The sequence below is a fragment of the Macrococcoides bohemicum genome, assembly GCF_016865215.1.
In the GTDB taxonomy this organism is placed as follows: domain Bacteria; phylum Bacillota; class Bacilli; order Staphylococcales; family Staphylococcaceae; genus Macrococcoides; species Macrococcoides bohemicum.
The window spans coordinates 1,465,796-1,489,191 of the sequence record NZ_CP054482.1; the positions used below are offsets into that span (position 1 = coordinate 1,465,796).

The 23,396-nt window shown below is 32.6% G+C and carries 30 protein-coding genes and 1 riboswitch; of the genes, 5 read left to right on the forward strand and 25 right to left on the reverse strand.

All coding sequences use genetic code 11. The features are described 5' to 3' along the window. Window positions 1–38 precede the first annotated feature (38 nt). The 6 genes from HT586_RS07585 to HT586_RS07610 all read right to left on the reverse strand — a co-directional run bounded on the left by HT586_RS07585 (window position 39) and on the right by HT586_RS07610 (window position 5,622). Window positions 39–386, reverse strand: a complete 348-nt coding sequence (locus HT586_RS07585) for an Asp23/Gls24 family envelope stress response protein (protein ID WP_203545531.1) — start codon at window positions 384–386, stop codon at window positions 39–41. 181 nt (window positions 387–567) lie between these two features. Next, window positions 568–1,866, reverse strand: coding sequence for an IS1182 family transposase (locus HT586_RS07590; protein ID WP_111744502.1), 1,299 nt, complete (start codon window positions 1,864–1,866; stop codon window positions 568–570). Between the two features lie 163 nt (window positions 1,867–2,029). Further along, complete coding sequence (gene accC / locus HT586_RS07595) at window positions 2,030–3,376, reverse strand: acetyl-CoA carboxylase biotin carboxylase subunit (RefSeq protein ID WP_203545532.1); 1,347 nt, start codon at window positions 3,374–3,376, stop codon at window positions 2,030–2,032. 1 nt (window position 3,377) lies between these two features. Further along, window positions 3,378–3,857 (reverse strand): acetyl-CoA carboxylase biotin carboxyl carrier protein, encoded by a 480-nt coding sequence (accB, locus tag HT586_RS07600; protein WP_096076376.1) that lies wholly within the window; start codon window positions 3,855–3,857, stop codon window positions 3,378–3,380. Window positions 3,858–3,984: 127 nt separating this feature from the next. Next, window positions 3,985–4,542: an elongation factor P gene (gene efp, locus HT586_RS07605; protein WP_096076375.1), complete on the reverse strand. Its 558-nt coding sequence runs from the start codon at window positions 4,540–4,542 to the stop codon at window positions 3,985–3,987. 24 nt (window positions 4,543–4,566) lie between these two features. Continuing rightward, entirely contained in the window at window positions 4,567–5,622 is a 1,056-nt protein-coding gene (locus HT586_RS07610) for a M24 family metallopeptidase (protein WP_203545533.1), read from the reverse strand. Between the two features lie 184 nt (window positions 5,623–5,806). Here HT586_RS07610 and HT586_RS07615 point away from each other — a divergent pair, with 184 nt between their 5' ends. Together HT586_RS07615 and HT586_RS07620 are read left to right on the forward strand one after the other, a co-directional pair. Then, entirely contained in the window at window positions 5,807–6,055 is a 249-nt protein-coding gene (locus HT586_RS07615) for a DUF4372 domain-containing protein (protein ID WP_257790039.1), read from the forward strand. A 251-nt stretch (window positions 6,056–6,306) separates the two neighbouring features. After that, window positions 6,307–6,897, forward strand: coding sequence for a hypothetical protein (locus HT586_RS07620; RefSeq protein ID WP_203545534.1), 591 nt, complete (start codon window positions 6,307–6,309; stop codon window positions 6,895–6,897). Between the two features lie 88 nt (window positions 6,898–6,985). On the opposite strand, the gene HT586_RS07625 is transcribed toward HT586_RS07620, so the two are convergent. Further along, window positions 6,986–7,828 (reverse strand): lipoate--protein ligase family protein, encoded by an 843-nt coding sequence (locus HT586_RS07625; RefSeq protein WP_203545535.1) that lies wholly within the window; start codon window positions 7,826–7,828, stop codon window positions 6,986–6,988. Window positions 7,829–7,949: 121 nt separating this feature from the next. Between HT586_RS07625 and HT586_RS07630 the strand changes: the two genes are divergently transcribed. Next, on the forward strand, window positions 7,950–8,333 hold the full coding sequence (locus tag HT586_RS07630; protein WP_096076370.1) for a rhodanese-like domain-containing protein: 384 nt from the start codon (window positions 7,950–7,952) through the stop codon (window positions 8,331–8,333). A gap of 104 nt (window positions 8,334–8,437) precedes the next feature. On the opposite strand, the gene gcvPB is transcribed toward HT586_RS07630, so the two are convergent. The 9 genes from gcvPB to comGA all read right to left on the reverse strand — a co-directional run bounded on the left by gcvPB (window position 8,438) and on the right by comGA (window position 16,572). After that, window positions 8,438–9,907, reverse strand: a complete 1,470-nt coding sequence (gcvPB, locus tag HT586_RS07635; RefSeq protein WP_096076369.1) for an aminomethyl-transferring glycine dehydrogenase subunit GcvPB — start codon at window positions 9,905–9,907, stop codon at window positions 8,438–8,440. After that, entirely contained in the window at window positions 9,900–11,243 is a 1,344-nt protein-coding gene (gcvPA, locus tag HT586_RS07640) for an aminomethyl-transferring glycine dehydrogenase subunit GcvPA (RefSeq protein ID WP_096076368.1), read from the reverse strand. The genes gcvPB and gcvPA overlap by 8 nt, the downstream gene beginning before the upstream one ends. Before the next feature lie 12 nt (window positions 11,244–11,255). Continuing rightward, on the reverse strand, window positions 11,256–12,341 hold the full coding sequence (gene gcvT, locus HT586_RS07645; RefSeq protein WP_203546562.1) for a glycine cleavage system aminomethyltransferase GcvT: 1,086 nt from the start codon (window positions 12,339–12,341) through the stop codon (window positions 11,256–11,258). 66 nt (window positions 12,342–12,407) lie between these two features. Then, window positions 12,408–12,491, reverse strand: a riboswitch (glycine riboswitch). Then, the gene (locus tag HT586_RS07650) at window positions 12,478–12,984 is read right to left on the reverse strand and encodes a shikimate kinase (RefSeq protein WP_188017279.1); all 507 of its coding nucleotides are present in this window, start codon (window positions 12,982–12,984) and stop codon (window positions 12,478–12,480) included. Its footprint overlaps the riboswitch before it by 14 nt. 180 nt (window positions 12,985–13,164) lie before the next feature. Beyond that, window positions 13,165–13,611 (reverse strand): competence type IV pilus minor pilin ComGF, encoded by a 447-nt coding sequence (locus HT586_RS07655; RefSeq protein WP_188017278.1) that lies wholly within the window; start codon window positions 13,609–13,611, stop codon window positions 13,165–13,167. Between the two features lie 179 nt (window positions 13,612–13,790). Continuing rightward, window positions 13,791–14,243, reverse strand: a complete 453-nt coding sequence (locus HT586_RS07660) for a hypothetical protein (protein WP_203545536.1) — start codon at window positions 14,241–14,243, stop codon at window positions 13,791–13,793. Continuing rightward, window positions 14,209–14,568, reverse strand: coding sequence for a competence type IV pilus major pilin ComGC (gene comGC / locus HT586_RS07665; protein ID WP_096076364.1), 360 nt, complete (start codon window positions 14,566–14,568; stop codon window positions 14,209–14,211). The genes HT586_RS07660 and comGC overlap by 35 nt, the downstream gene beginning before the upstream one ends. Window positions 14,569–14,579: 11 nt before the next feature. Beyond that, on the reverse strand, window positions 14,580–15,617 hold the full coding sequence (comGB, locus tag HT586_RS07670) for a competence type IV pilus assembly protein ComGB (RefSeq protein ID WP_203545537.1): 1,038 nt from the start codon (window positions 15,615–15,617) through the stop codon (window positions 14,580–14,582). Further along, a complete protein-coding gene (comGA, locus tag HT586_RS07675; RefSeq protein WP_188017276.1) occupies window positions 15,604–16,572 on the reverse strand; it encodes a competence type IV pilus ATPase ComGA in 969 nt (322 codons plus the stop codon). Before comGA ends, comGB begins: the two co-directional genes overlap by 14 nt. Window positions 16,573–16,781: 209 nt before the next feature. Here comGA and HT586_RS07680 point away from each other — a divergent pair, with 209 nt between their 5' ends. Beyond that, window positions 16,782–17,030 (forward strand): DUF2626 domain-containing protein, encoded by a 249-nt coding sequence (locus HT586_RS07680; RefSeq protein WP_099578437.1) that lies wholly within the window; start codon window positions 16,782–16,784, stop codon window positions 17,028–17,030. 25 nt (window positions 17,031–17,055) lie between these two features. Here the strand turns inward: HT586_RS07680 and HT586_RS07685 are convergent, their stop codons facing one another. Next, window positions 17,056–17,685: an MBL fold metallo-hydrolase gene (locus HT586_RS07685; protein ID WP_133353337.1), complete on the reverse strand. Its 630-nt coding sequence runs from the start codon at window positions 17,683–17,685 to the stop codon at window positions 17,056–17,058. A 92-nt stretch (window positions 17,686–17,777) separates the two neighbouring features. Between HT586_RS07685 and HT586_RS07690 the strand changes: the two genes are divergently transcribed. After that, window positions 17,778–18,017, forward strand: coding sequence for a DUF2759 domain-containing protein (locus HT586_RS07690; protein ID WP_188017275.1), 240 nt, complete (start codon window positions 17,778–17,780; stop codon window positions 18,015–18,017). A 36-nt stretch (window positions 18,018–18,053) separates the two neighbouring features. On the opposite strand, the gene HT586_RS07695 is transcribed toward HT586_RS07690, so the two are convergent. The 8 genes from HT586_RS07695 to pstB all read right to left on the reverse strand — a co-directional run bounded on the left by HT586_RS07695 (window position 18,054) and on the right by pstB (window position 23,376). Next, entirely contained in the window at window positions 18,054–18,365 is a 312-nt protein-coding gene (locus tag HT586_RS07695) for an MTH1187 family thiamine-binding protein (protein ID WP_188017274.1), read from the reverse strand. Beyond that, window positions 18,365–19,336, reverse strand: a complete 972-nt coding sequence (locus tag HT586_RS07700; RefSeq protein ID WP_203545538.1) for an ROK family glucokinase — start codon at window positions 19,334–19,336, stop codon at window positions 18,365–18,367. The genes HT586_RS07695 and HT586_RS07700 overlap by 1 nt, the downstream gene beginning before the upstream one ends. Further along, window positions 19,333–19,524: a YqgQ family protein gene (locus tag HT586_RS07705; protein ID WP_096076356.1), complete on the reverse strand. Its 192-nt coding sequence runs from the start codon at window positions 19,522–19,524 to the stop codon at window positions 19,333–19,335. The genes HT586_RS07700 and HT586_RS07705 overlap by 4 nt, the downstream gene beginning before the upstream one ends. 4 nt (window positions 19,525–19,528) lie before the next feature. Next, window positions 19,529–20,953 carry a rhomboid family intramembrane serine protease gene (locus HT586_RS07710; protein WP_203545539.1) on the reverse strand — a complete coding sequence of 475 codons (1,425 nt, stop codon included), beginning with the start codon at window positions 20,951–20,953 and terminating at the stop codon, window positions 19,529–19,531. Beyond that, a complete protein-coding gene (locus HT586_RS07715; RefSeq protein WP_203545540.1) occupies window positions 20,950–21,516 on the reverse strand; it encodes a 5-formyltetrahydrofolate cyclo-ligase in 567 nt (188 codons plus the stop codon). The genes HT586_RS07710 and HT586_RS07715 overlap by 4 nt, the downstream gene beginning before the upstream one ends. Before the next feature lie 91 nt (window positions 21,517–21,607). Beyond that, window positions 21,608–21,757: a 50S ribosomal protein L33 gene (rpmG, locus tag HT586_RS07720; RefSeq protein ID WP_096076353.1), complete on the reverse strand. Its 150-nt coding sequence runs from the start codon at window positions 21,755–21,757 to the stop codon at window positions 21,608–21,610. 88 nt (window positions 21,758–21,845) lie between these two features. Then, window positions 21,846–22,484: a phosphate signaling complex protein PhoU gene (phoU, locus tag HT586_RS07725; RefSeq protein WP_096076352.1), complete on the reverse strand. Its 639-nt coding sequence runs from the start codon at window positions 22,482–22,484 to the stop codon at window positions 21,846–21,848. Further along, window positions 22,477–23,376: a phosphate ABC transporter ATP-binding protein PstB gene (gene pstB / locus HT586_RS07730; RefSeq protein ID WP_219497453.1), complete on the reverse strand. Its 900-nt coding sequence runs from the start codon at window positions 23,374–23,376 to the stop codon at window positions 22,477–22,479. The genes phoU and pstB overlap by 8 nt, the downstream gene beginning before the upstream one ends. Window positions 23,377–23,396 lie beyond the last annotated feature (20 nt).

Below are 23,396 nucleotides of genomic sequence, written 5' to 3' on the forward strand. Positions count from 1 at the left end.
CTCCTTCAAAAATTTAGAGGATGCAAGCATCCTCTAAATTAATTTTCTTTAAATTTTACATTAACGATATGCACATTGATTTGTTTCGGACTAATCGCAGTCATATTACCTAATGCATTTTTTATAGATTGCTGTACTTGTGTTGCCGTCTTAGAGATTTTTGTACCATAGTCGAAAGCACAGAATGCATCGATAATGATATCTTCATCCTTAACTTCTACGTTAACACCTTTTTGATTTTTAACGCCTAATTTATCGAGAGATTTGTTCTTTTGAACAAGTGATACACCTTTGACTTCAGATACAGCGATTGAAGCGATGACTTCAATTACACTTGGTGCAATTTCAACAGTACCTAAATTGCCTTTTTTATTTGTTTCAATCATTGATATATGCCTCCCATCTCATATTAATACTATAACATGTTTTAAGTATAATATTAAATGCTAAATAAAAAAACGCTTATGCGTTTTTCAGACTGAAGACAAACTCACAATTCTAAAAGTGAGTTTGTCTTTTTTCTTCGAAAAATATTGTTATTTTAAAGAAATTAGCAAAATATCCAGCTTAACCTGCTAGATAATTTGCTAATTTCTTTAAATTCATGCATGCGAAAATAAGCGTGGTCTCCATGGTGACTTTTTGAATTCCTTTGTACTTAGTCCATCGCAAACCATGCTGTTCTTTAGCATCAGCAAAACGTCTTTCTATTGTTTGACTACGCAATTTATATATAGCTTTTATAGTATCTATGAATCTCAAGTCATCAACAATATCAAGATATTGTTGCCATATATGTCTTGTAACGATTTTTTTCTGTTCTTTACTCTTAGTACATTTATTAAGTAAAGGACAATCCTTACATTTATTTGGATTAGAAATATACAAACGATAACCATCGCTGTCTGTTCTTTGATATTTCAACATTTGATTATTAGGGCAAATATAACAATCATAGTATTCGTCATATATAAATTCATTTTTATTCATTAAGTCCTTCGGACCCATGGGACGTTTATATGGCATAGCTGGTAGAATTTCTTTATCTAATAAATACTTAGCATTATGAGGTGTTTTATATCCAGAATCCACAGCAACATATCTCGGTAGTAGTTTTTTACTTTCAAGCCTGTCAATCATAGGTACTAACTGTGTACTATCATGAACATTACCAGGAGTTAAATGAAAATCAACGATATAACCATACTTATCGCAGCATGTATGCGCACTATAGGCAAATTGTTTTTCTCTTTCACTTTTAACATAGTAACCAGCATCGGGATCATTATTACTTATTTTTATTACTTTAAGATTCTCCTCCTTTCTTGAAGCTAGAGGCTTTTTTCCTTCAGATTCTCTAATAGAATTGATATCTTCAATAAGCTCTTGTTCATAATGTTTAGCAGTCTTCTGTATTTCTTGTTTAATAAATTTCTTCTTGTTGGCATTGGCCTTAATATGCGTTGAATCAATAAATAGTGAAGTATTATCTACGAAGTTATTATCTATAGCAATTTTGAGAATACGAGAAAAGATTTCTTCGAAAATCTGATTATCATAAAATCGTCTAGAATAGTTCTTACCGAAGGTAGAAAAATGAGGTACTTTATCGTTAACGCCTAAACCGAGATACCATTTGTACGCAAAATTAGTTTCAATCTCTTTAATTGTCTGGCGCATTGATTTGATACCAAAAAGGTGTTGTATTAATACAATTTTTATTAATACAACCGGATCAATACTTGGACGGCCATTATCTGTAGAATACTTTTCTTCTACTAAATCATATACAAAGGATAAATCGAATACTTTATCAACTTTTCTTAGAAGATGATTTTCTGGTACAAGGTCTTCTAATGAATACATTTCAAATTGACTGCGAATGATATTAATATCTTCAGACTTACTTCTCTTAATCAAGTAAAACACCACCGTTCAATGATATATCTATATTTTATCAAAAAAAGACTGTAAACTTCATCTCCGAAGGAGACTTTGTCTACAGTCTGAAAAACGCTTATGCGTTTTTTTATGAAAGTATTTCATTTTGTTCTAAAAATTTCGTGCTATAGTCATTAGATTTGAAAGTATCATTTTCCATTAATGCAAGGTGGAAAGGTATCGTCGTATCAACTCCCGTTACAACAAATTCATCTAGTGCACGTTTGGCACATTCAATCGCTTCTGCACGTGTTGGTTGATATACGATTAGTTTAGCCACCATCGAGTCGTAGAAAGGTGGAATTATATAGTTCGTATAACACGCTGAATCTATTCTTACACCATTTCCACCTGGTACAACATATTGAGTAATTTTACCCGGAGATGGCATAAAATTTTTATATGGATTCTCTGCATTTATTCTGAGTTCAATCGCATGACCTGACATCATAACATCGTCCTGTTGTGTCGTGAGTCTTTCTCCTGAGGCAATTTTTATCTGCCATTTCACCAGATCAATTCCTGTCACCATTTCAGTCACCGGATGTTCAACCTGAATGCGTGTATTCATTTCCATAAAGTAAAATGCTTTCGTTGCTAAATCATAGATAAATTCAACGGTACCAGCACCTTCGTAATTTACAGCTTCAGCTGCACGTACTGCTGCCTGACCCATTGCTGTTCTCGTTGTATCATCTAATATAGGCGAAGGTGATTCTTCTACAAGTTTTTGCATACGACGCTGGATGGTACAATCTCGCTCACCGAGATGTATTACATTTCCGTATTGATCAGCCAATATTTGGATTTCCACATGACGAAATTCCTCGATAAATTTCTCTAAATATAGCCCTGGATTACCGAAAGCTGTAGCAGCTTCCTGTTCGGTCATCATATAACCATTGCGAAGTTCTTCATCATTTCTTGCTACACGTATCCCTTTGCCACCACCACCAGCAGTCGCTTTTAAGATAACCGGATAACCCATTTGATTCGCAAGTGTCAATGCATCTTCAACACTTTCTAATAATCCATCACTTCCAGGAACAACAGGAACATTTGCTTTTATCATTTCTTTCTTGGCTACGTCCTTGATTCCCATTTTAGAGATTGAATAGTGACTCGGTCCGATAAATTTAATTTGACATGCTTCGCACATTTCTGCAAAATTTGCGTTCTCAGCTAAAAAACCATAACCAGGATGAATACCATCGCAACCTGTAGAGCTTGCGATCATTAAAATATTCGGGATATTTAAATAAGAATCTTTCGATTGTTTCGGTCCGATACAATAAGCTTCATCTGCAATTTGAGTATGTAAGGCATCACGGTCTGCCTCAGAATAGACAGCTACTGACTGTATATTTAACTCCTTTAACGCACGAATGATTCTTACTGCTATCTCGCCACGATTTGCGACTAATACTTTCTTCATATTATTTCACCTTAAATAACGGTTGTCCGTATTCAACCATTTGTCCATCTTCAACAAGAATTTCTACAATCTCTCCTGAGATTTCAGCCTGAATTTCATTAAATAATTTCATTGCCTCCAGAATACATACTGTACTGTCCGCATTGACTTTATCCCCAACACTCACGTATGGCGCACTTTCAGGTGAAGGTGATTTATAAAATGTTCCAACCATAGGTGCATTAATCGTCTTACCAGTATCTATATGTTCTGCCGGTGATATAGCGTTTGTTTGAGGTTGAGCGTGTGTCTGTGACTGTATTTGCGGTGTATGCATAACCTGTGCTGATGGTACTTCATACATTGAAGTAATCGGTGCCTGTACTATTTCTTTTTCTTTTTTAATCACAATTTTATATTCATCCTGCTCTAAATTTAATTCAGTTAATGTTTTTGATGTGTCTATTAAATCTACAAGTTTCTTTATATCTTCAAATTTCATGATGTACCCCTTTTTTATACAAGATTTTATGACTAGTTACTAATTTATTTTATCCTAGTGGTCAGACCAATACAAGAAAAAAATAAAAGACATGCAAAATATGCATGTCTTGATAAAATTTTGAAGCTTATCCACGTGATACATATGAACCATCAGTTGTATTGATGATTAATTTATCACCTTGGTTAACGAATAAAGGTACATTTAAAGTATAACCTGTTTCAACAGTAGCCTGTTTCGTAGCACCCTGTGCTGTATCACCTTTAATACCAGGTTCTGTTTCAGTTACTTCTAATGTTACAGTGTTTGGTAATTCAACACCTAACGTTTCACCTTCATACATTTGAATATGAACTTCCATATTTTCTTTTAAGAATTTTAACTCGTATTCAATCGTGCTTTCCGGCAATTCTAATTGTTCATAAGATTCATTATCCATGAATACATGTTGGTCGCCTGAAGCATATAAATATTGCATACGTTTATTATCGATTTGTGCTTTACCTACTTTTTCACCAGCACGGAAAGTTTTTTCCTGAATTGCACCAGTACGTAAGTTACGTAATTTTGAACGTACGAATGCAGCGCCTTTACCTGGTTTTACGTGTTGAAATTCAATAACTCTCCAAATCCCGTTATCTACTTCAATTGTTAAACCTGTCTTAAAATCGTTTACTGAAATCATTAAATTTCCTCCTAATTAGCTCTCTTATAAAATAATAAGGTCTTTTGTTGAATGTGTAAAGCGCTTTAGTCCATTTTTTGTTACTAAAACATCATCTTCTATACGTACGCCACCTACACCATCGACATATATACCAGGTTCTAATGTTACACACATATTTTCTTCCAGAATATGAGGAGATTTTGAAGATAACATTGGTCCCTCATGCACTTCAAGCCCTATACCATGCCCTAATGAATGTCCAAAATTTTCTCCGTATCCGTAAGATTCAATCACATCTCTGGCAATTTTATCGGCCTCGACTCCAGACATACCCATTGTAATTTCATTTAAAGCTTTCATTTGTGATTCTAATACGATGTTATAAATCTTAACCATCTCTTCACTTGGATCACCAACAGCAATCGTACGCGTTATGTCTGATATGTAACCGTTGAAAATCGCACCGTAATCAAATGTAACCATCTCGCCAGACTGAATCATCTTATCACTAGCGACACCATGGGGTAATGCTCCTCGTACACCACTAGCAACTATTGTATCGAAAGAAGAACCAGATGCCCCTAGTTCACGCATTTTCATCTCCATTAAGTTATTAATCTGCATTTCAGTCATACCAGGTTTTGTTATTTCTAAAATATAGTCAAAAGTAGCATCAGCAATATCTGCCGCTTTCTGGATAATTTCAATTTCGTGCGGTTCTTTTATCATTCGGATACGTTCTACTTCCCCAGCAACATTAACAAGTTCATAATGATTACTTAATAAACTTTGATGTTGCTGATATGTAATAAGATCTCCCTCAAAACCAATAGATTTATAGCCATATGTCTCTATTAACATACGAATTTCATAAAGTATCGGTTTACTGTGTTTAACAATTTCAAAAGCTGAAGCTTGGTTAGTAGCCTGTTCAATATATCTAAAATCAGTCACTAAAATTTTCTTATCTCTGGAAATGATTAAAGCACCGCTTGAACCTGTAAATCCTGATAAATATCTTCTGTTATAATGTGATAGTATAATTAAAGCATCTAAAGATTTTTCGCCTAGCAAGTGATTTACTTTTTCAAATTTCATTTTATTACTTCCTCTCTATATATAAGCTTTTTTATAACATTATATCACTAGTGTTGCATTAAAATAACTTAACCTTCAGTTATGGATTGAATTTTCAAAAAACTTATTTTATGTAAAAAAATTTCCTTTATAATGGTTGGAGGTAGTAAAACTCATCCAAATCCAACAATAAAGGAAACAACCTATAGATAAGTTTACTAAAAAATCATCATTTGAACAATGGATGTCTCCCATTGATTTTAAAAAAGTTTCAAAACAAGTAACAATACTTAATTTAGATCATTATACAAAGAAGCTGAATACACTGTCATTTGTAAAACTTTTATTATATTCACAATTAAGTAGAAAGTTAGCAGAAGTATCAACTCAAATCTTTCAGAAAATTTTTAAGAGCATACTCCAAATTACACGGTTACTTAAAGCTTCTATATAGAAAAGTAACCATCTGTAGATTCGAAGAATCAGTGAGAATGTACCATAAAACATAAATGTTTTGACGCTCTGCCAATGGAAATTATATAGTAAAAAAACGGATGATTACTACCTTTATTTAGGTGTTTTCAAATTTTAAATTTTCGAAGAAAAGTTAATATCTGAATTTTCAATCTTTATTTATGCAACACTAATGATATTATATATATGTTAACATATATAAAGACACTATTTGAATTGAGGCGTAACAAAATGAAAAAAATATTTTTACTATTTATTACTAGTCTACTACTAACAGCTTGCGGACCATCAGAAGCAGAACAACTTACGAAAGAAAAGAATACTTTAACTAAAGAAGTTGAACATTTAAAAGAAAAAGTTGAAAATGAGAAAATGAAACATATTTCAAAAAATAACACATTAAAGAATATAGATAACGAACTCAAACAAGCCAAAAGTGGTAACACTATAACAAATGACTTATACACGCAAAACTTTAAAGCTTACACTACTCAATTAGCAACCGCATTTAAAACATACTCTGACATAGAAAGTAAGATTGATCAACTGAAAGGAGATGCGTTGGTGTCAGATCGTTTATCTGATGTAAAACAAACTATCGATGATGCGGTTCAAACATATGAAGCGCCATTTAAAAAAGCTAATCCGCCTAAAACGTTTGAAGAAATCCATGACCAGATTCAACATGCTAACAAGAATATGAAAAAAGCGATTTCTAAGATTGAAAAAGGGTATGATAAAAAGAATAAGACGCTTGTTTTAGAAGGAAAAGCTACCTTACAGAAAGTAATCGATCAGTTTAATGAAATACAGTTCCAATAAAAAACCGGCATGATTCACAGTATGAATCGTGCCAGTTTTCTTTTTGTATTATATTCTTTATAAATAATTAATGTATAACTTTGAATAATTATTTTCGATACGTCCAATCATCATTTTTATATTTTTCAATTAAACGATTCGTCTCATCTCTTAATTCATCGGTCATTTCAAAAGGGACTAATTTTTTATTTAAACCTTTTTCAAAACCTTTAAAGAATGCTTCTTCCATCAATTCTATCGTTATTTCTTTATCTGTTAGATCCTGTATACTGACTGCCTTAGAATAAAAAGCTTTTTTCATTTTATCTTTAAGTCTCGGATTTTGATATGTGAATAAGTCAAAAAGCTCGTCAACGTCAATGGACTGCAAAATAGAACCGTGTTGTAATATCACACCTTTTTGACGGGTTTGTGCACTACCGGCAATTTTACGACCTTCTACAACCAGTTCATACCAACTAGGTGCATCGAAGCAGACAGAACTTCTAGGATCTTTCAGTTTAGCGCGTTGTTCTTCTGTTCTAGGAACAGCAAAATAAGCATCAAAGCCTAAATCAATAAATCCTTCAAGCAGACCTTGAGAAATAACACGATATGCTTCAGTAACAGTCTTAGGCATTTCAGGATGTGCTTCAGGTACGATAACACTATATGTAAGTTCTTTATCATGTAGTACACCACGACCGCCTGTAGCACGACGTACTAAACCATATCCTTTTGATTTTACCTTTTCTATATCAATCTCTTTTTCTAATTTTTGAAAATAACCGATTGAAAGTGTCGCAGGATTCCATCCATAAAATCGAATAACAGGAGGCAGCTTGCCTTCTGAAACAAAATTGAGTAATGCTTCATCCAAAGCCATATTAAAATAAGGATCATTTTTCTTCGTATTTATAAATAACCATTCTTCTTTTTCACTATTTTCCATCTCAATCAAACTCCCCAACGTAATAACATCAAATAAAAATAAAATAAATGTAAAATAACTTTGAAATCATATGATTTTATTACTATAATAAATCTATGATTATAAAAGGAGGACTACTAAAATGACGATGTGGTATATTTTAGGAATCGTACTTCTTGCCTTGTTAGTTTACATTCTAATTAATTACTCTATCAATCGTAAAGCTGTTACAGAATTAAGTCAAGATGACTTTAAAAGTGGTTTAAGAAAAGCGCAGGTCATCGATTTACGTGAAAAAGCAGATTATGATTACGGACATATTAACGGTGCAAGAAACATTCCTATGACAATATTCAGAACGAGAATGCTTGGGTTACGTAAAGATCAACCGATCTACTTTGTAGATGCAAATGGTATCTCAAGCTATCGTGCAGCACGTATGCTGAAAAAACACGGCTACAATAATCTTTATATGCTGAAAAATGGCTATAAAGACTGGAAATATGATTTAAAAGTGAAAAAATAATTTAATAATTTTTTGACGGGACAAATTTGTCTCGTTTTTTTATTTTTTATATAAATAAGCAAAGCACGAATGAATTCATGCTTTGCTTATATTAAAACTCAATATTACTTTTCGATCGATCCTGAATATTTTAATACTGGTTTACGTGCTGCCATTGTTTCATCAAGACGTCCGATAACAGTATCATGAGGCGCTTCTAATACGATATCTGGATTCTCTTCTGCTTCTTTAGCAATTTGAATCATCGTATCGCAGAATGAATCCAATGTTTCTTTTGATTCAGTTTCAGTTGGTTCAATCATCATACATTCCTCAACATTTAATGGGAAGTAGATTGTTGGTGGATGGAAGTTAAAGTCTAACAGACGTTTTGCCATATCTAACGTTCTCACACCAAGTTTCTTCTGTTTAGAACCACTGATTACAAATTCATGCTTACAATGACGATCGTATGGTAATACGAAGTAGTCTTGTAATCTTCTCATCATGTAGTTCGCATTTAATACAGCCACTTCAGATGCTTCTTTTAAGCCGTCTGGTCCCATTGTACGGATATACGTGTATGCACGTAAGTAAATACCAAAGTTACCGTAGAATGGCTTAACACGTCCGATAGATTGTTCACGGTCATAATCAAATTTAAATCCATCTTCAGTTTTAATAATATGTGGTTTTGGTAAGAATGGTACTAAATCAGCTTTCACACCAACTGGTCCAGAACCTGGTCCGCCACCACCGTGTGGTCCAGTGAACGTTTTGTGTAAGTTTAAGTGAACTGCATCAAATCCCATATCTCCAGGGCGTACTTTACTCATGATTGCATTTAAGTTTGCACCATCATAGTATAATTTACCACCGGCCGCATGAACGATTTCACGAATTTCTAAAATATCTTCTTCAAATAAACCTAATGTATTTGGGTTTGTTAACATGATAGCCGCTGTATCTGGTCCAACTACACGTTTTAAATCTTCAATATCAACTAATCCAAATTCGTTTGATTTAACTGTAACTGTTTCAAAACCAGCAACTGTTGCTGATGCCGGGTTAGTACCATGTGCTGAGTCTGGTACGATTACTTTTGTACGGTTGTGGTCACCATTTGCTTCGTGGAACGCACGAATCATCATTAATGCAGTCCACTCACCATGTGCACCTGCTGCAGGTTGAAGCGTAACTTCATCCATACCAGTAATTTCTTTCAAGTGTTCTTGTAAATCATAGATCACTTCTAACGAACCTTGAATCGTTTTTTCATCTTGTAGTGGATGCGCTGCTGCAAATCCAGCCATACGAGCAACTTTCTCGTTGATTTTTGGATTGTATTTCATCGTACAAGATCCAAGTGGATAGAATCCAGAATCAACACCATGGTTTTTATTAGATAATTCAGTGTAATGACGCATTAAATCTAATTCAGCGATTTCTGGTAACATGGCGCGTTCTTTACGAATGAACTTACTATCTAAAATATCTTCAACTTTTTTATTTTCAACTTCTAATTCAGGTAATGAATAACTGAAACGATCTTCTTTTGAACGTTCAAAAATTAATGGAGAGCTTCCTTTAAGCATTGAACACACCTACTTTCGCGATAAATATATCGATCTCTTCTTTCGTACGTAACTCGGTAACAGCGATTAACATATGATTTTCATACTTGCTATCCACTTGACCAAGATCATAACCACCAATAAATCCATCTTCTAATAATTTTTCATTGATTTCAGAGATTGGTGCGTTAAATTTAACTACGAATTCATTGAAAGTTGTACCAGCTAATACGGTGAAACCTTCAGCGATCATTTTTTCTTTCATGTAGTTAGCTTTTTGTAAATTTTGGTTCGCCATCTCGTAGGCACCGTTTTTACCTAATGCACTCATTGCAACAGATGCTGCTAATGCATTTAATGCCTGGTTAGAACAAATATTTGAAGTCGCTTTATCACGACGGATATGTTGTTCACGTGCTTGTAAAGTTAATACGAAACCACGGTTACCTTCACTATCTTGTGTTTGACCTACTAAACGACCTGGCATTTTACGCATTAATTTATTTGTTGCCGCGAAATATCCACAGTGTGGTCCACCAAGTTGAGCCGGGATACCAAATACTTGTGCATCACCAACAACTAAGTCAGCACCAAATTCACCAGGAGGTGTTAATAATGCTAAACTCATAGGGTTACTTGATACTACGAATAATGCTTTTGTACCTTCTGTGTAAGATTTAATCGTTTCTAAATCTTCAATACTACCAAAGAAGTTTGGATATTGAACCATAACACATGCAGTATCTTCATCGATTGCTGCTTTTAAAGCATCTAAATCTGTTACAGTATCTTTAACATCGATTTCAACAACTTCTAAATGTTGACCCGTTGCATAAGTTTGTAAAACAGCACGTGATTGGTCGTTAACTGCTTTAGATACAATAATTTTTTTCTTTTTAGTGTGTCCACATGCTAACATCGCCGCTTCAGCAAAAGATGTTCCGCCATCATACATAGATGAGTTAGCGCAATCCATACCTGTTAGTTCAGCAATCATCGTCTGGAATTCAAAGATAGCCTGTAATTCCCCTTGAGAGATTTCTGGTTGATATGGTGTATACGCTGTATAGAATTCACTACGAGAAATAACATGATCAACTACTGTAGGAATATAATGATCATAGACACCAGCACCTAAAAATGATGCGTGTGTGTCGCTTGTAATATTTTTATTTGCAAGCGCAGATAATTCTTTTAATAAAGGTGTTTCTGCTTTACGAGGTTTAATATTTAAATCCCCTTGAAAGCGGACGCGTTCAGGAATATCCTGGAATAATTCGTCGATAGACTGGATACCGATTGTATCCATCATTTCTTTTTTATCAGTTTCTGTTAACGGAATATAACGATGACTCATTTTTTCAACCCCTTAATTTTTATGGAATGGTGTTTTTACAACTTTGGCTGGTACTAATTTTTTACGTACTTGAACATATACTTCATTACCAATTTCGGTTTGATCGATATTAACCAATGCTAAAGCAATTGAACGACCAGTAGATGGTGATTGAGTACCACTAGTAACATAACCAATTTTATTTCCATCTTTATCCTGTACTTCATAATCTGTACGTGCGATTCCACGTTCTAACATTTCTAATCCAGCTGATTTACGTGTTAGACCTTCTTCTTTTTGTTTTGCAAGAACTTCACGACCAATAAAATCGCCTTTATCTAATTTTACGCTGAAGCCCATTTTAGCTTCATAAGGTGTAATGTCGGTAGACAAATCTTGTCCATGTAATGGTAAAGCTGCTTCTAAACGTAATGTATCACGCGCACCTAAACCACAAGGTACAACACCTAAATCTAATAAACCTTCCCAAATTGCAACTGTGTCTTCTGCAGCACAATAAATTTCAAAGCCGTGCTCACCAGTATAACCAGATTGACTAAAGATAACGTTCTTACCGAAGATTTCAACATCTTGAATAAATTCAAACATTTTTAATGATGCAATATCTTCTTTAACTTGTGATTTTAATACTTCTAATGCTTTAGGACCTTGAACTGCAATTTGTCCGTATTCTTTCGATACGTTCGTTACAGTTACACCATCAATGGTATGTTTTTGCAACCATTCAAAATCGATGTCTGTATTACCCGCATTTATTACTAATAAATATTTGTTTTCATCAAGTTTGTAAGCAACTAAATCGTCAATTACGCCACCATTTTCGTTACAGATCATTGTATATTGTGCTTTTCTATCAGTTGTCTTTGTAATATCGTTCGTTAAAACACTTTGAAGATATTCTACAGCTTTTTCACCTTCAACAATAATCTCACCCATATGACTTACATCGAACATTCCAACATTTTCACGAACAGCAATGTGCTCTTCTTTAATGCTAGAAAATTGAACAGGTAAACCCCACCCAGAGAAGTCAATTACTTTTGCACCGTCTTCAATGTATTTGTCATACAATGGTGTTTTCTTTAATTCAGTCATGATTATCCTCCTAAAAATATAATAAAAAAACAGCATAGCAAATGCTATCCTGTTGATTTCTTCAGGTTACGTCCGAAAATTATCCTTTTGCCTGAGAGTTTATATAGCTTGCCCCTTCGGCGATGATCACTCATTCTCTCTAATTTTCATCATCCGTCATTATTTGATTGTGAATTTCCTGAACACTTAAAGTTACATCATGCTCATTATAGACCTTGATGTATGCGATTTCATTATAACGTGAAATTCTACTGTTGTACAACTCTTTAATTTCTTCAAACGATTTATTCTGAGCATTGGGACGGTTAGTATCACCAACAATTCTATTATACACAGTATCAATGTTCGTATCTACCCAAATATTTAAATTATTTTTCTGTAATATTTCCAAATTGTTCGGATTTTCAATAATACCTCCCCCAGTTGCTATGATAATATTCTTGTTTATGTATGTTTTTAATACATCATGTTCCAATTTACGAAAATAAGACGCTCCATATTTTTCGAATATTTCAGGAATCGACAGATTTTCTTTTTCTACTATCGCTTTATCCAAATCTATAAATGGTAAATCCATTTTACGAGAAAGCAATTCTCCAATGGTTGTCTTTCCTGCACCCATAAATCCTATTAATACAATTGCCATCACTTACCCCCTGTTTAAAAAAGCTATTTCTTTTGTGAAATAGCTTCAATAATTTCATTAAGATAATAATGCTCAAGATTATCTAGTGTATTAAATTTTAACATGTATCTTGTACTGAAGTAACTTAAAAAAAATATTGTAAGCATTAATAACATCAGCATAGATGGAAAGATAAAGCCTTCAGATGATTTGATACGTAATTGTATGTTTATTGAAGCGTTCAATAGATAGGAATACTGCATTATCACCCATTTTAAAATGTGCATTTTTTACTCCTTCTAACATTATAATATATCCTTCTTGGTTGAGCTTTCTAATGATGCGCTGCTTATGATATAGATATTGTATAATATCATCCCCAGCATATATCCAAAGCTGATTATTAACTATTTCAACATAGTCAGCATTATTTAATTCTTCATAAAGATCTCTTTGAAACATAGCATTATTAACATCAAAATGATCGGTACTTTTACCGCTTAATTGATAAATATTCATATAAATGAGCGGTAACATACTCATAATCATTATAATAATCGATAAATTTATCATCATTTCAATCATCGTAAAACCGTCACTTCTTCTTAATGCAGTATACTTTATCTTTCTTATAACAAATCTGGTCACCTTCAATGAAACCACCTCTTTCATTGATGACTATTTCTACATATACTATTCGATACATTTCCAACGATTTTTTCTTTTGCTCATATGTATGAGATAACGTGAAATACATCGGCAATAACGATAAAGTAATTAAAGCGACTACCGAAAAAGAAAGCAGGCTATCAATCAGCATAAACCCATCATACTTTTTCAATTCGTATTCTTCCCCTGTGTAATTGTACAACGATTTGATAAAGTGTCTCACCAATATAATATTTGATCGAACCACCTTTTCTAACTCCATTATTCTTAAAAATGATTTCACTATTTGCTATACTATTACCTTCATATATTTCACCTTGCTTAATTATATATTTACTATTAATCCCTAAAACTTTGGATTGAATATAGATTGTATCGCTCCTTGGAGGGAACGATACAACTATGACTTCACCTGTTTCATAAGACTTCGTCTGATAATAATTTAAAAGCGAAATAATTTCATCGTTAATTTCTTCATCTTTCACTTTATTTTCATCAAATTTTGTAACTGGAATTATGATTATGATGATAACGATGATTGATAATACAAGTAATGATTCAATATAACTAAATCCATTATTGTTTTTGTGCCACCGCTTCTCCATTTTCAATATTGATAGGATCCCCATTTTTACATTTCACCTGATTTTCCTTTAAAAATTCCGGCACAAGTTCATTAATCGAAGTTGGCGCCTTTCCATTCTGAAGCTTATATGCTTCTATCTGACCTTGTACCATCTTCACTTGTGCTGTACAACCCGTATTCTGAACGTTATCAGATTGTTTTGCGATGTTTGGAATAATCACAATAATTAGCACTGAAATAACAAGCAAAACAAGCAACATTTCAATTAATGTAAATCCATCATTTTTTCTGAATTGATTTTTAAAAGTTCGGGCAAAATTATTACTATGTGTTTTAATAAATTGATACATTCTTTTTCCTCCTACTGGATGCCTTCCATCATCTGGAGCATCGGTAATATAATAACTAAATACATTGCGACAATTAATAATCCTAAAACAATAAATATGATTGGCTGAATACTTTTAATCAATTTGAAAATCTTTAGTTCAAATTTTTTAAATACATACTCACTATAATATTCAAGTTCTCTGTCTAACTTCGAATTCTTCTCCCCATGTTGCATAAATTGAATCATAGACTTTTCAAACAATTGTAATTTAGATACTGCATCAGGAAGTGGTTCACCTTTAATCAATTCCTGGTTAATGCAAGCTGCAATATAACTTAACGTTTGATCATTATTTTGACCTTCTAATATTGAGATAACATTTTTCATCATGACTCCATTACTTAAAAAGAATGAAAGTTCGGCACTGACACGATAAGTAATGAATAAACGATAAAGTTGATTAATAATCGGAATTTTTTTAATGGTAGAAAGTTGATTTTTAATATTGGATTTTTTAAAAATAAGAAAATAATAAAATGTAAGAAAAATGAAAAGAAACAATGTATATATAATTATTTGCGGAAGTGTATATAGAATATTTGTAAGGATTATGAGTTCTTTACTTAAAGTCACTCCCATTGAACTATACATATTTTTAAACTGTGGGAGTACTGTATGATTAACAGTAATGATTAATGTGATAAATATTACGATAAGTACTAACGGATATTGAATTGTCTTTATAAACTGTTGTTTCAGTTTCCGTTTTGAAAGATTATATGCATAGCAATGTTTTAATGTTTCGTTAACATTACCAAATGATTCACTGAAATGAACCTGCATAACGATATGATTACTATAATTTAATAACTTCAGACAATGCGATAAAGGTTGGCCTTGTTCAAGTGCAGATAATACTAATTTCTTATCTGAAGATTTTACTTCATCATATTGAGAAAATAAAAATTTAATTGCTTCATATTGTGTAAAGCCGTTTTGTGTCATCTCACTTAAGCGAATCAAAAAATCATCTTCATATAATTTTAATTTGTTTCTATTCCAAAGCATAACGTTCATACTCCAGCTGCGTAATCTTTTCTTTGTCGTACAAAACTTGCAATTGTTCAGATAAAGGATGATAATGCTGAACCTTTCTATCATTTAAATAATCCCGTACATCGCCTTTAATCAACTGTTCAAAAATACGTGTTCGCGCTGATGTAGTATTAACTAATCGCTGATTAATGATTATTTCTACACACTGTTCAAGTTCAACTTTTGTTATTCCCATTTCCAGCAATCGATGGATAGCGCCAAGACATGTATTTGCATGAAGTGTCGACAGCACAAGATGACCACTTAAACTTGCATTGATGACATGTTTTGCAGTTTCTATATCACGGATCTCTCCTATCATAATAATATCCGGATCACAGCGAAGAATAGCCTTTATTGCATTCTGATATGTTATATTAGCTTTTCTATTCACATTGATTTGAATCATACCATGAATTCTCTGTTCAACAGGATCTTCAATCGATATAATCTGTTTATTTAAATTTTGTGCAGCATAATTTAACATTTGGTACATTAAAGTACTTTTGCCGCTTCCAGTAGGACCACTAATTAGAATTAATCCGCTTCCTTTATGCATCAAAGATAATAATTCCTGTTCAATCGAAATATTTTGACTAAATAAAGCTGGAATTATTCGCATCACACATGCTTCCTGTCCAATCGTATGTGGTAATGTAGATGCCCTGATATTATAAAGTATTTTGTCCTTCTGATAGGTCAGTATACCGCTCTGCGCTTTATTTTTTTCAGAAACATCAAGATGTGTTATAAATTTTACATATGATAATAATTTTTCGAAGTCTTCGGTATTTAACTGATTATAGGCATACATATTACCTCCAATCCTGAATTTCATCATGACATTCTTCACTTCAGGTATAAAGTGTACATCTGAAGTTTTTTTAGCAATTGCATCATCCAATATTGTATGTAATAGTTTTTCCATAAATCCCTCCTCTACATAAATATCGGGAACTTCTTCGATTTTATTTTTTTACATCAGAATTTTTATTTCATTAATTTATTTTCTTATAAAGCGTTCGAGAGAATCCAATTATTTCCATTGAATTTACAAAATTAGAGGTTTACTTATTAAATGCTTATCTTTATAATAATAAGTGATATGAAGAGTTTGAATATAGGGGGAATAACCATATGGATAAAGTTTTTAAAACTTTAGGATTCTGGACAGCGATATTTGCGGTAATGTTCTACGTTGGCGGTATGTCAATGATGTCATTCATTTTCGTTGCTCAAACTGGATTTTTTGTATTATTAGGTTACTTAAAATTAACTGAAAGAATGTATATGTATATTTTTGCAGCATACTTAGTAGTATGTTTCGTAGGATTCACATACTATTCAACTTTCTTATTAGAGCCAAGTTTTGGCCATCACGAATAAAACCTTCCTTTACGGAAGGTTTTTTTTAATACCCATTTAAAAATGGATTGTGATCCATCTCATGTTGAATTGTAGTATATGCACCATGTCCTGGACAAATAATCATTTGCTCGTCTAGAGTCATGAGCTGTTGATCAATACTATTTAGTAATTGTTGTGTGTTCCCTTCGTATAAATCTGTACGACCGATACTTTCTTTGAATAATGTATCCCCTACTATTGCAAAGTTGTCAAAGATAAAAGATTGACTGCCTGGTGAGTGTCCTGGTGTATGACGAACATCGAGCGTAAACGAACCGATTGTTTGCTTTCCAAGTTTCATTTTTAAAGGCTTTGTCTTTGCAATAACTGGTTCTAAACCATACTGTTTAAATTTTTCAGAACCATTTTTAATTGTATCAGTTAACCAGTACTGCTCTTCTTCCGAAACATAGACCGGCACATTAAATCGCTCACATATCGCATCTACTGCCCCGATATGATCAAAATGTGTATGTGTGAGAATAACAGCGATTACTTTCTTCTCTAGTGGTAGAATAGCATCTATAATCTTTTCTGGTTCATCTCCTGGATCAAAAATCAATATTTCTGAATCATTATGTATAATATAACAATTTGTTTGTATTTGACCTAAAGGTAATTTAATTTTATCCATAAGTAGCTCCTCCTAAAAAATGTACTCGACAAAGTTATTTATTAATTATACAATATTAATGATAATAAAAGTAATTTCATGGGGGTTATGTTATGCCGTTTATTAACACAGGCGAATTATTTGAAATCTTTGGTACAAAAATTCATATTGGTGTAAATATCTTTTCACTTTTAATGTTAGCAGTATTTTTCCTATCAATCAAAGCTTTATTAAGTGCTGTTAAATCTAAAAATGTATTAGGCATTATCTTTGGCTTATTAGCTACTTTATCATTTGGATTCTTTTCACTAGCAACAATCTTCACATACGGATATCCAATTTTACATCACTAAAAATAAAACCAGGACATTCTGTCCTGGTTTTATTTTTTATTTCAGATGTTTATTTACTGCATCTATCTTTTCAATCATCTTTCGTTTTTTATCTCTCCTGTCATCAATTCTAATATTTGTACATACACGATCTAACCCCTGATTAAATGGAGACTCATGTATTGCTTCAAGAGCCATGAGACATTCGTGTAGTTCTCCTTCGATCAATGTACTCATTGGTGTTAACATATAATCGATTTTGCCCTGCTGCTTTAATTCTTCTAATATTACTTGAATTTCTGCGATATACTTACTCACACTTATCGACTTACCATCCAAAGGAATTACTACTACATCAATTATCGCCATTAAACTTGCTCCTTTTTCACATATTGTTTGATCAAACCTGCAGCACCAATAATTCCAGCATCATTGCCCAAAGTCGCAGTTACAATTTTAGTACCTTGAGTTGCAGGGGTAAATGTTATTTCACGATAAACATCTTCAATATGCTGAACTAAGAAATTACCAGCTTTAGATACACCACCACCAATGATGATGTATTTAGGATTCGTTACAACACTGAATATACTCAATGCATATGCTAAATTTCTCGCAACTTTCTTTATAACATATGTCGCAAATTCATCTCCAGCTTTTGCAGCATCAAAAACCATTTTAGCCTGTAGCGTTCTATTTTTTATCGCATCTTCAATTACTGTCTGAAATTGTAGTTCGGCATAGTAATGATAAGACAGATTAACAACGCCTGTTGCACTCGCAACTGTTTCTAAACAACCTTTCTTTCCACAGTTACATTGGAATCTTTCTTTAAAATCGACCTTAAAATGACCGAGCTCCCCACCAGAACCATTGTGACCATGGACAAGTTCATTATTACTTATTATACCGCCGCCGACACCTGTACCGAGCGTCACGCATATAACATCAGGTTCATTCTGTCCGGCACCTTTAAATTTTTCTCCTAAAGTTGCTACATTAGCGTCGTTATCAACATAGACCGGTAATCCACTTAACTTTTCAAATTGTTCTTTAATATTGATCTTTCCATGCCAGTTTAAATTAATCGCACCATTAACAACACCCGTTTTAAAATCAATTGGGCCAGGAATCCCTAAACCTATACCGAGAACATCTTCCATTTTGTAATTTTTATGTTTTGCGTTAACAACAAATGAATCATAAACATTCTTCAATATGCTTTCACCGTTATTTTCAGTCTTCGTCGGAATCTCCCATTTATGTAGTATTTCTAATGTTTCATCAAGTACACCTAACTTACAGGTTGTACCTCCAATATCCGCAGCTAAAATAATCATATTTTTCCCATCTTTCTCTGGTTTAATATTAAACGTGCCTGCACAAACTGTTCATTCGTAATAATGCCAGCATCATGTAATGATTTTATCTCTTGATTCATCATTTCAATGGTATCTTTTTCATCTTTAAAATATATAATAATACCAAATTGTTTAAGTAACTGTTGTACATCGTAAAATGAATGCATTGTTTCACCTGAATTCTTTAAATTCTTTTTGAAGTTTTATATAAGAAGATATTCTATTGCGTTGAATTGCCTTGTTCAAATATTTATTAGCGCTATCATAATCATCCATTGCACGCATAGCTAATGCCATCTGATAGTTTAATTTATCGCTATCAGGAAATTTCGTTAGACCTTTTTTCCATTCAGCGATACCGTTTGATAAACTTTCCTGTTTGGTTTTCAGTAAACCATAATATACATATGTTTCGTCATTATCATAACCTTTTTGAATTGTAGTAGTAAGGATTTCCTTCGCATCCTGATCATTACCTGCAGCGATGGCCTGTGCAGCAAATTCATTATAAATATGATGTTCCTTTTCAGAAAAAATATTAAAGAGTAATAAAATTACTATAATACCTAGACCAGCACTCATCCATTTAAAATACTGCCTTTTAATTTTATATAAATGTATAAGCATTGCAATAAACAATCCACCAAATAAACCACCAAAATGGGCATAGTTATTAACATTGGCAAATAAAGAACATGCTGCGAGATAGATAATACTACCTATTAATATTTGCATAATAAATTTTTTATCAAATTTCCCACTAAAGATGATATGCGCTAATGCTGCGCCCATCAACGCACAAATTGCGCCACTGGCTCCAACAGATATAGAAGTCGTATCAAATGCAAGAGAAACTAAATTACCTATAATACCACCACAAATATAAATCAGAAGATACTGCCAATTTAGATATAAATATTCTATAATTTTACCGAGAATAAATAGCGACATCATATTAAACAATAAATGCTGATAATCAAAATGTAGAAACATTGATGATATCACTCTGTAATAATCACCATGAACAAAATTAAAATGCGTTAACCCACCTTTTTCTACTAACGTGTCAACCTTATTTGTCATGTGCCATATATTCATGACGATAAAACTGATAATATTTATCACAATTAATAGGTATGTAAGAGGTGTGAACTTAATCATAGCAGTATCAATCGGGTTATTTTTAATCACTCTATTTTGATACCACGATACTGATTGTGGCTTAGTTTTACTCGATATCGCTTTAAAAGGTGTATTTAGTGTTTGTTTTACTGACTGAGAATCCGGACATGAAATCACTTTAATATTTAAAGGCATCTCATTCATTTGAATTTCCTGATCAATGAGTATTATTTCATAACAATCAATCGGATACGTAACTAAACTTTCAATTTCATCATGATGATCCATAATTTTCTGAACCATAAACATCGTTGATTGTGCTGTTTGTTTGTTTAATATTAACCGTTTCAATGTTTTTTTACTACGACTATACAACCATATATCATCTAAGGTATCTGAAGTTGTAATAAAATCATAATCTGTATACTTTATAAATTCATAGATGTTTTTCCATATCAACTTCTCTGTTATCATTGATTGCCCTCATTAATTATTATTCTTTTCTCAGTAATAAGCATTGAAACTGGAATATCATGTGGTTCAATTAATACTTCACCGAGTTGAAGTTCAAAGATTAAACTTATTGTTTGCCCAGTATATTGACTTAAAAATTTATCAAAGTATCCCCCACCGTATCCTATACGATAACCATCTTCATTAAATACAACACCAGGAACGACAATTAGTTCCGGCTGCGCACCACTTTCCTCCTGATGATTCATTATATCTATGCCAAATGAATCCTTTACAATGTCCTTTTGTGAAGTATATCTAACAAAGTGCATTTGTTTCGTTTTATAGTCACAATATGGAACGTATACTTTTTTACCAAGACCTGCTGCATAATCAATTAACCCTCTCGTATCTAATTCATGATTCATACTCATCGTGATACCAATTGAATTCGCATTTCTAAATACATCTTCATTAATAAAAGTATGTATTATCGAATCTTCTTTTTCAGTTTTATTTTGGTTATGCTTTAACTGCGAAAGTATCGCTAATCGTAATTCTTTTTTATCTGATTTAATCGTCATTTTCTCACCTCATTTATATTATATAATATAGCATAAAGAATGGAATGCACATAAAAAAAACAGACATGAAAATTCATGTCTGCTCAAAAAATTATTTAGTTTCTCTGTGTAAAGTTTTTTTATTATCTCTTGCACAGTATTTTGACATTTCAATACGTTCTGGGTTATTACGTTTATTTTTTTTAGTGATGTAGTTTCTTTCACCACATTCAGTACAAGCTAAAGTAACATTAACGCGCATAGTTGTTCCCTCCTCACGTTTCTAAATATCCATACGACTTTTCTATAATAACATGTGTCGCATTAATTATCTAGTACTAATTTATGAATTAGTTAAATCTTTCACCAGTAATCGTAAAATAAACACTTTCAGCGATATTCGTGATGTGATCACCAATTCTTTCTAGGTAACGACCAGCTAAATGCGCTTGACCAGAGATATATGGATCATTGTCGATTAAATATGCACTATTAATAATTTCTTTATATAAATCATCAATATCATTATCTCTCTCAATAATTTCTTTAACTAAATTCACATCATTATTTTTGTGTGCTTCTTTAAGATCAGCTAGCATTAGCATACTAAGTTTTCCCATTGTTTTAAGACGCATCAAAATATATTCATCTTCAAATTTTACTCTTTTACGAATCTTAGCGATATTTGCTGCATTATCTCCCATTCTTTCAAGTTCTGAAGATACTTTACTAGATGATAAAATCATTCTTAAGTCTGTAGCGATGGGTTGCTGTTTAGTAATTAAACTGATTATCTGGTCCTCTATATCACTTTCCATAGCATTAATAACCTGATCATGTTCAATAATTTCTCTAGCAACAGTTTTTTCATCATCACTTAGTACATTAATACTTTTTTCAATAGTTCTATAAACTTCATCGGCAAGTTTTAAAACACTTTCTTCTAAATGTTGTAAACTTTCTTCATATATTTCTCTCATATCAACCAAACCTTCCTGAAATATAACGTTCTGTTTGTTCGTCAGCTGGGTTAGAGAAAATCTTATCCGTTGTATCATACTCGTTTACATAACCATTTAAGAAGAATGCTGTTTTGTCTGAAATACGAGCAGCTTGCTGCATGTTATGAGTAACGATAATGATTGAATATTGATTTTTTATTTCCTGAACTAACTCTTCGACTTTTAGAGTTGAAATTGGATCTAATGCAGATGTAGGCTCATCCATTAAAATAACATCTGGTTCGATTGCTAAACAACGAGCGATACAAATACGTTGTTGTTGTCCACCCGATAAGCCATATGCATTTTTATCTAATCTATCTTTTGTTTCATCCCAAATCGCAGCACCACGAAGTGATTTTTCAACGATCTCATCTAAGATTTTTTTATCAGTGATACCATGGATTCTTGGCCCATAAGTAATGTTATCATAGATAGATTTTGGAAATGGGTTAGGCTTTTGGAAGACCATACCTACTCTAGTTCTTAGATGTTCTACTTTATAACTTTTATCGAAGATATTATCTCCACGGTAAAGAATTTCTCCAGAAGTTCTTACGCTTGGGATTAATTCAATCATACGATTTAAAGTTTTGATATAAGTTGACTTACCACAACCTGATGGTCCGATAATTGCTGTAACTTCATTTTCTAAAATATCTAAATTGATATTTTGTAAAGCATGATGATCACCATACCATAAATCTAAATTTTTTGTTTGATAAACAATATTACGATTTGTTGGATTTGGTGTTTGACCTGTTACGATATTACGTTCTTTTTTTACATTTTTACTACCTGTATTGTTTACTGTTTCAGTTGTAACGATAACTTTTTCATTATTCTTTACGTCATTTGAAACTTTTACGTTGTTATTCATTATAAGACCCCTCTCAAATT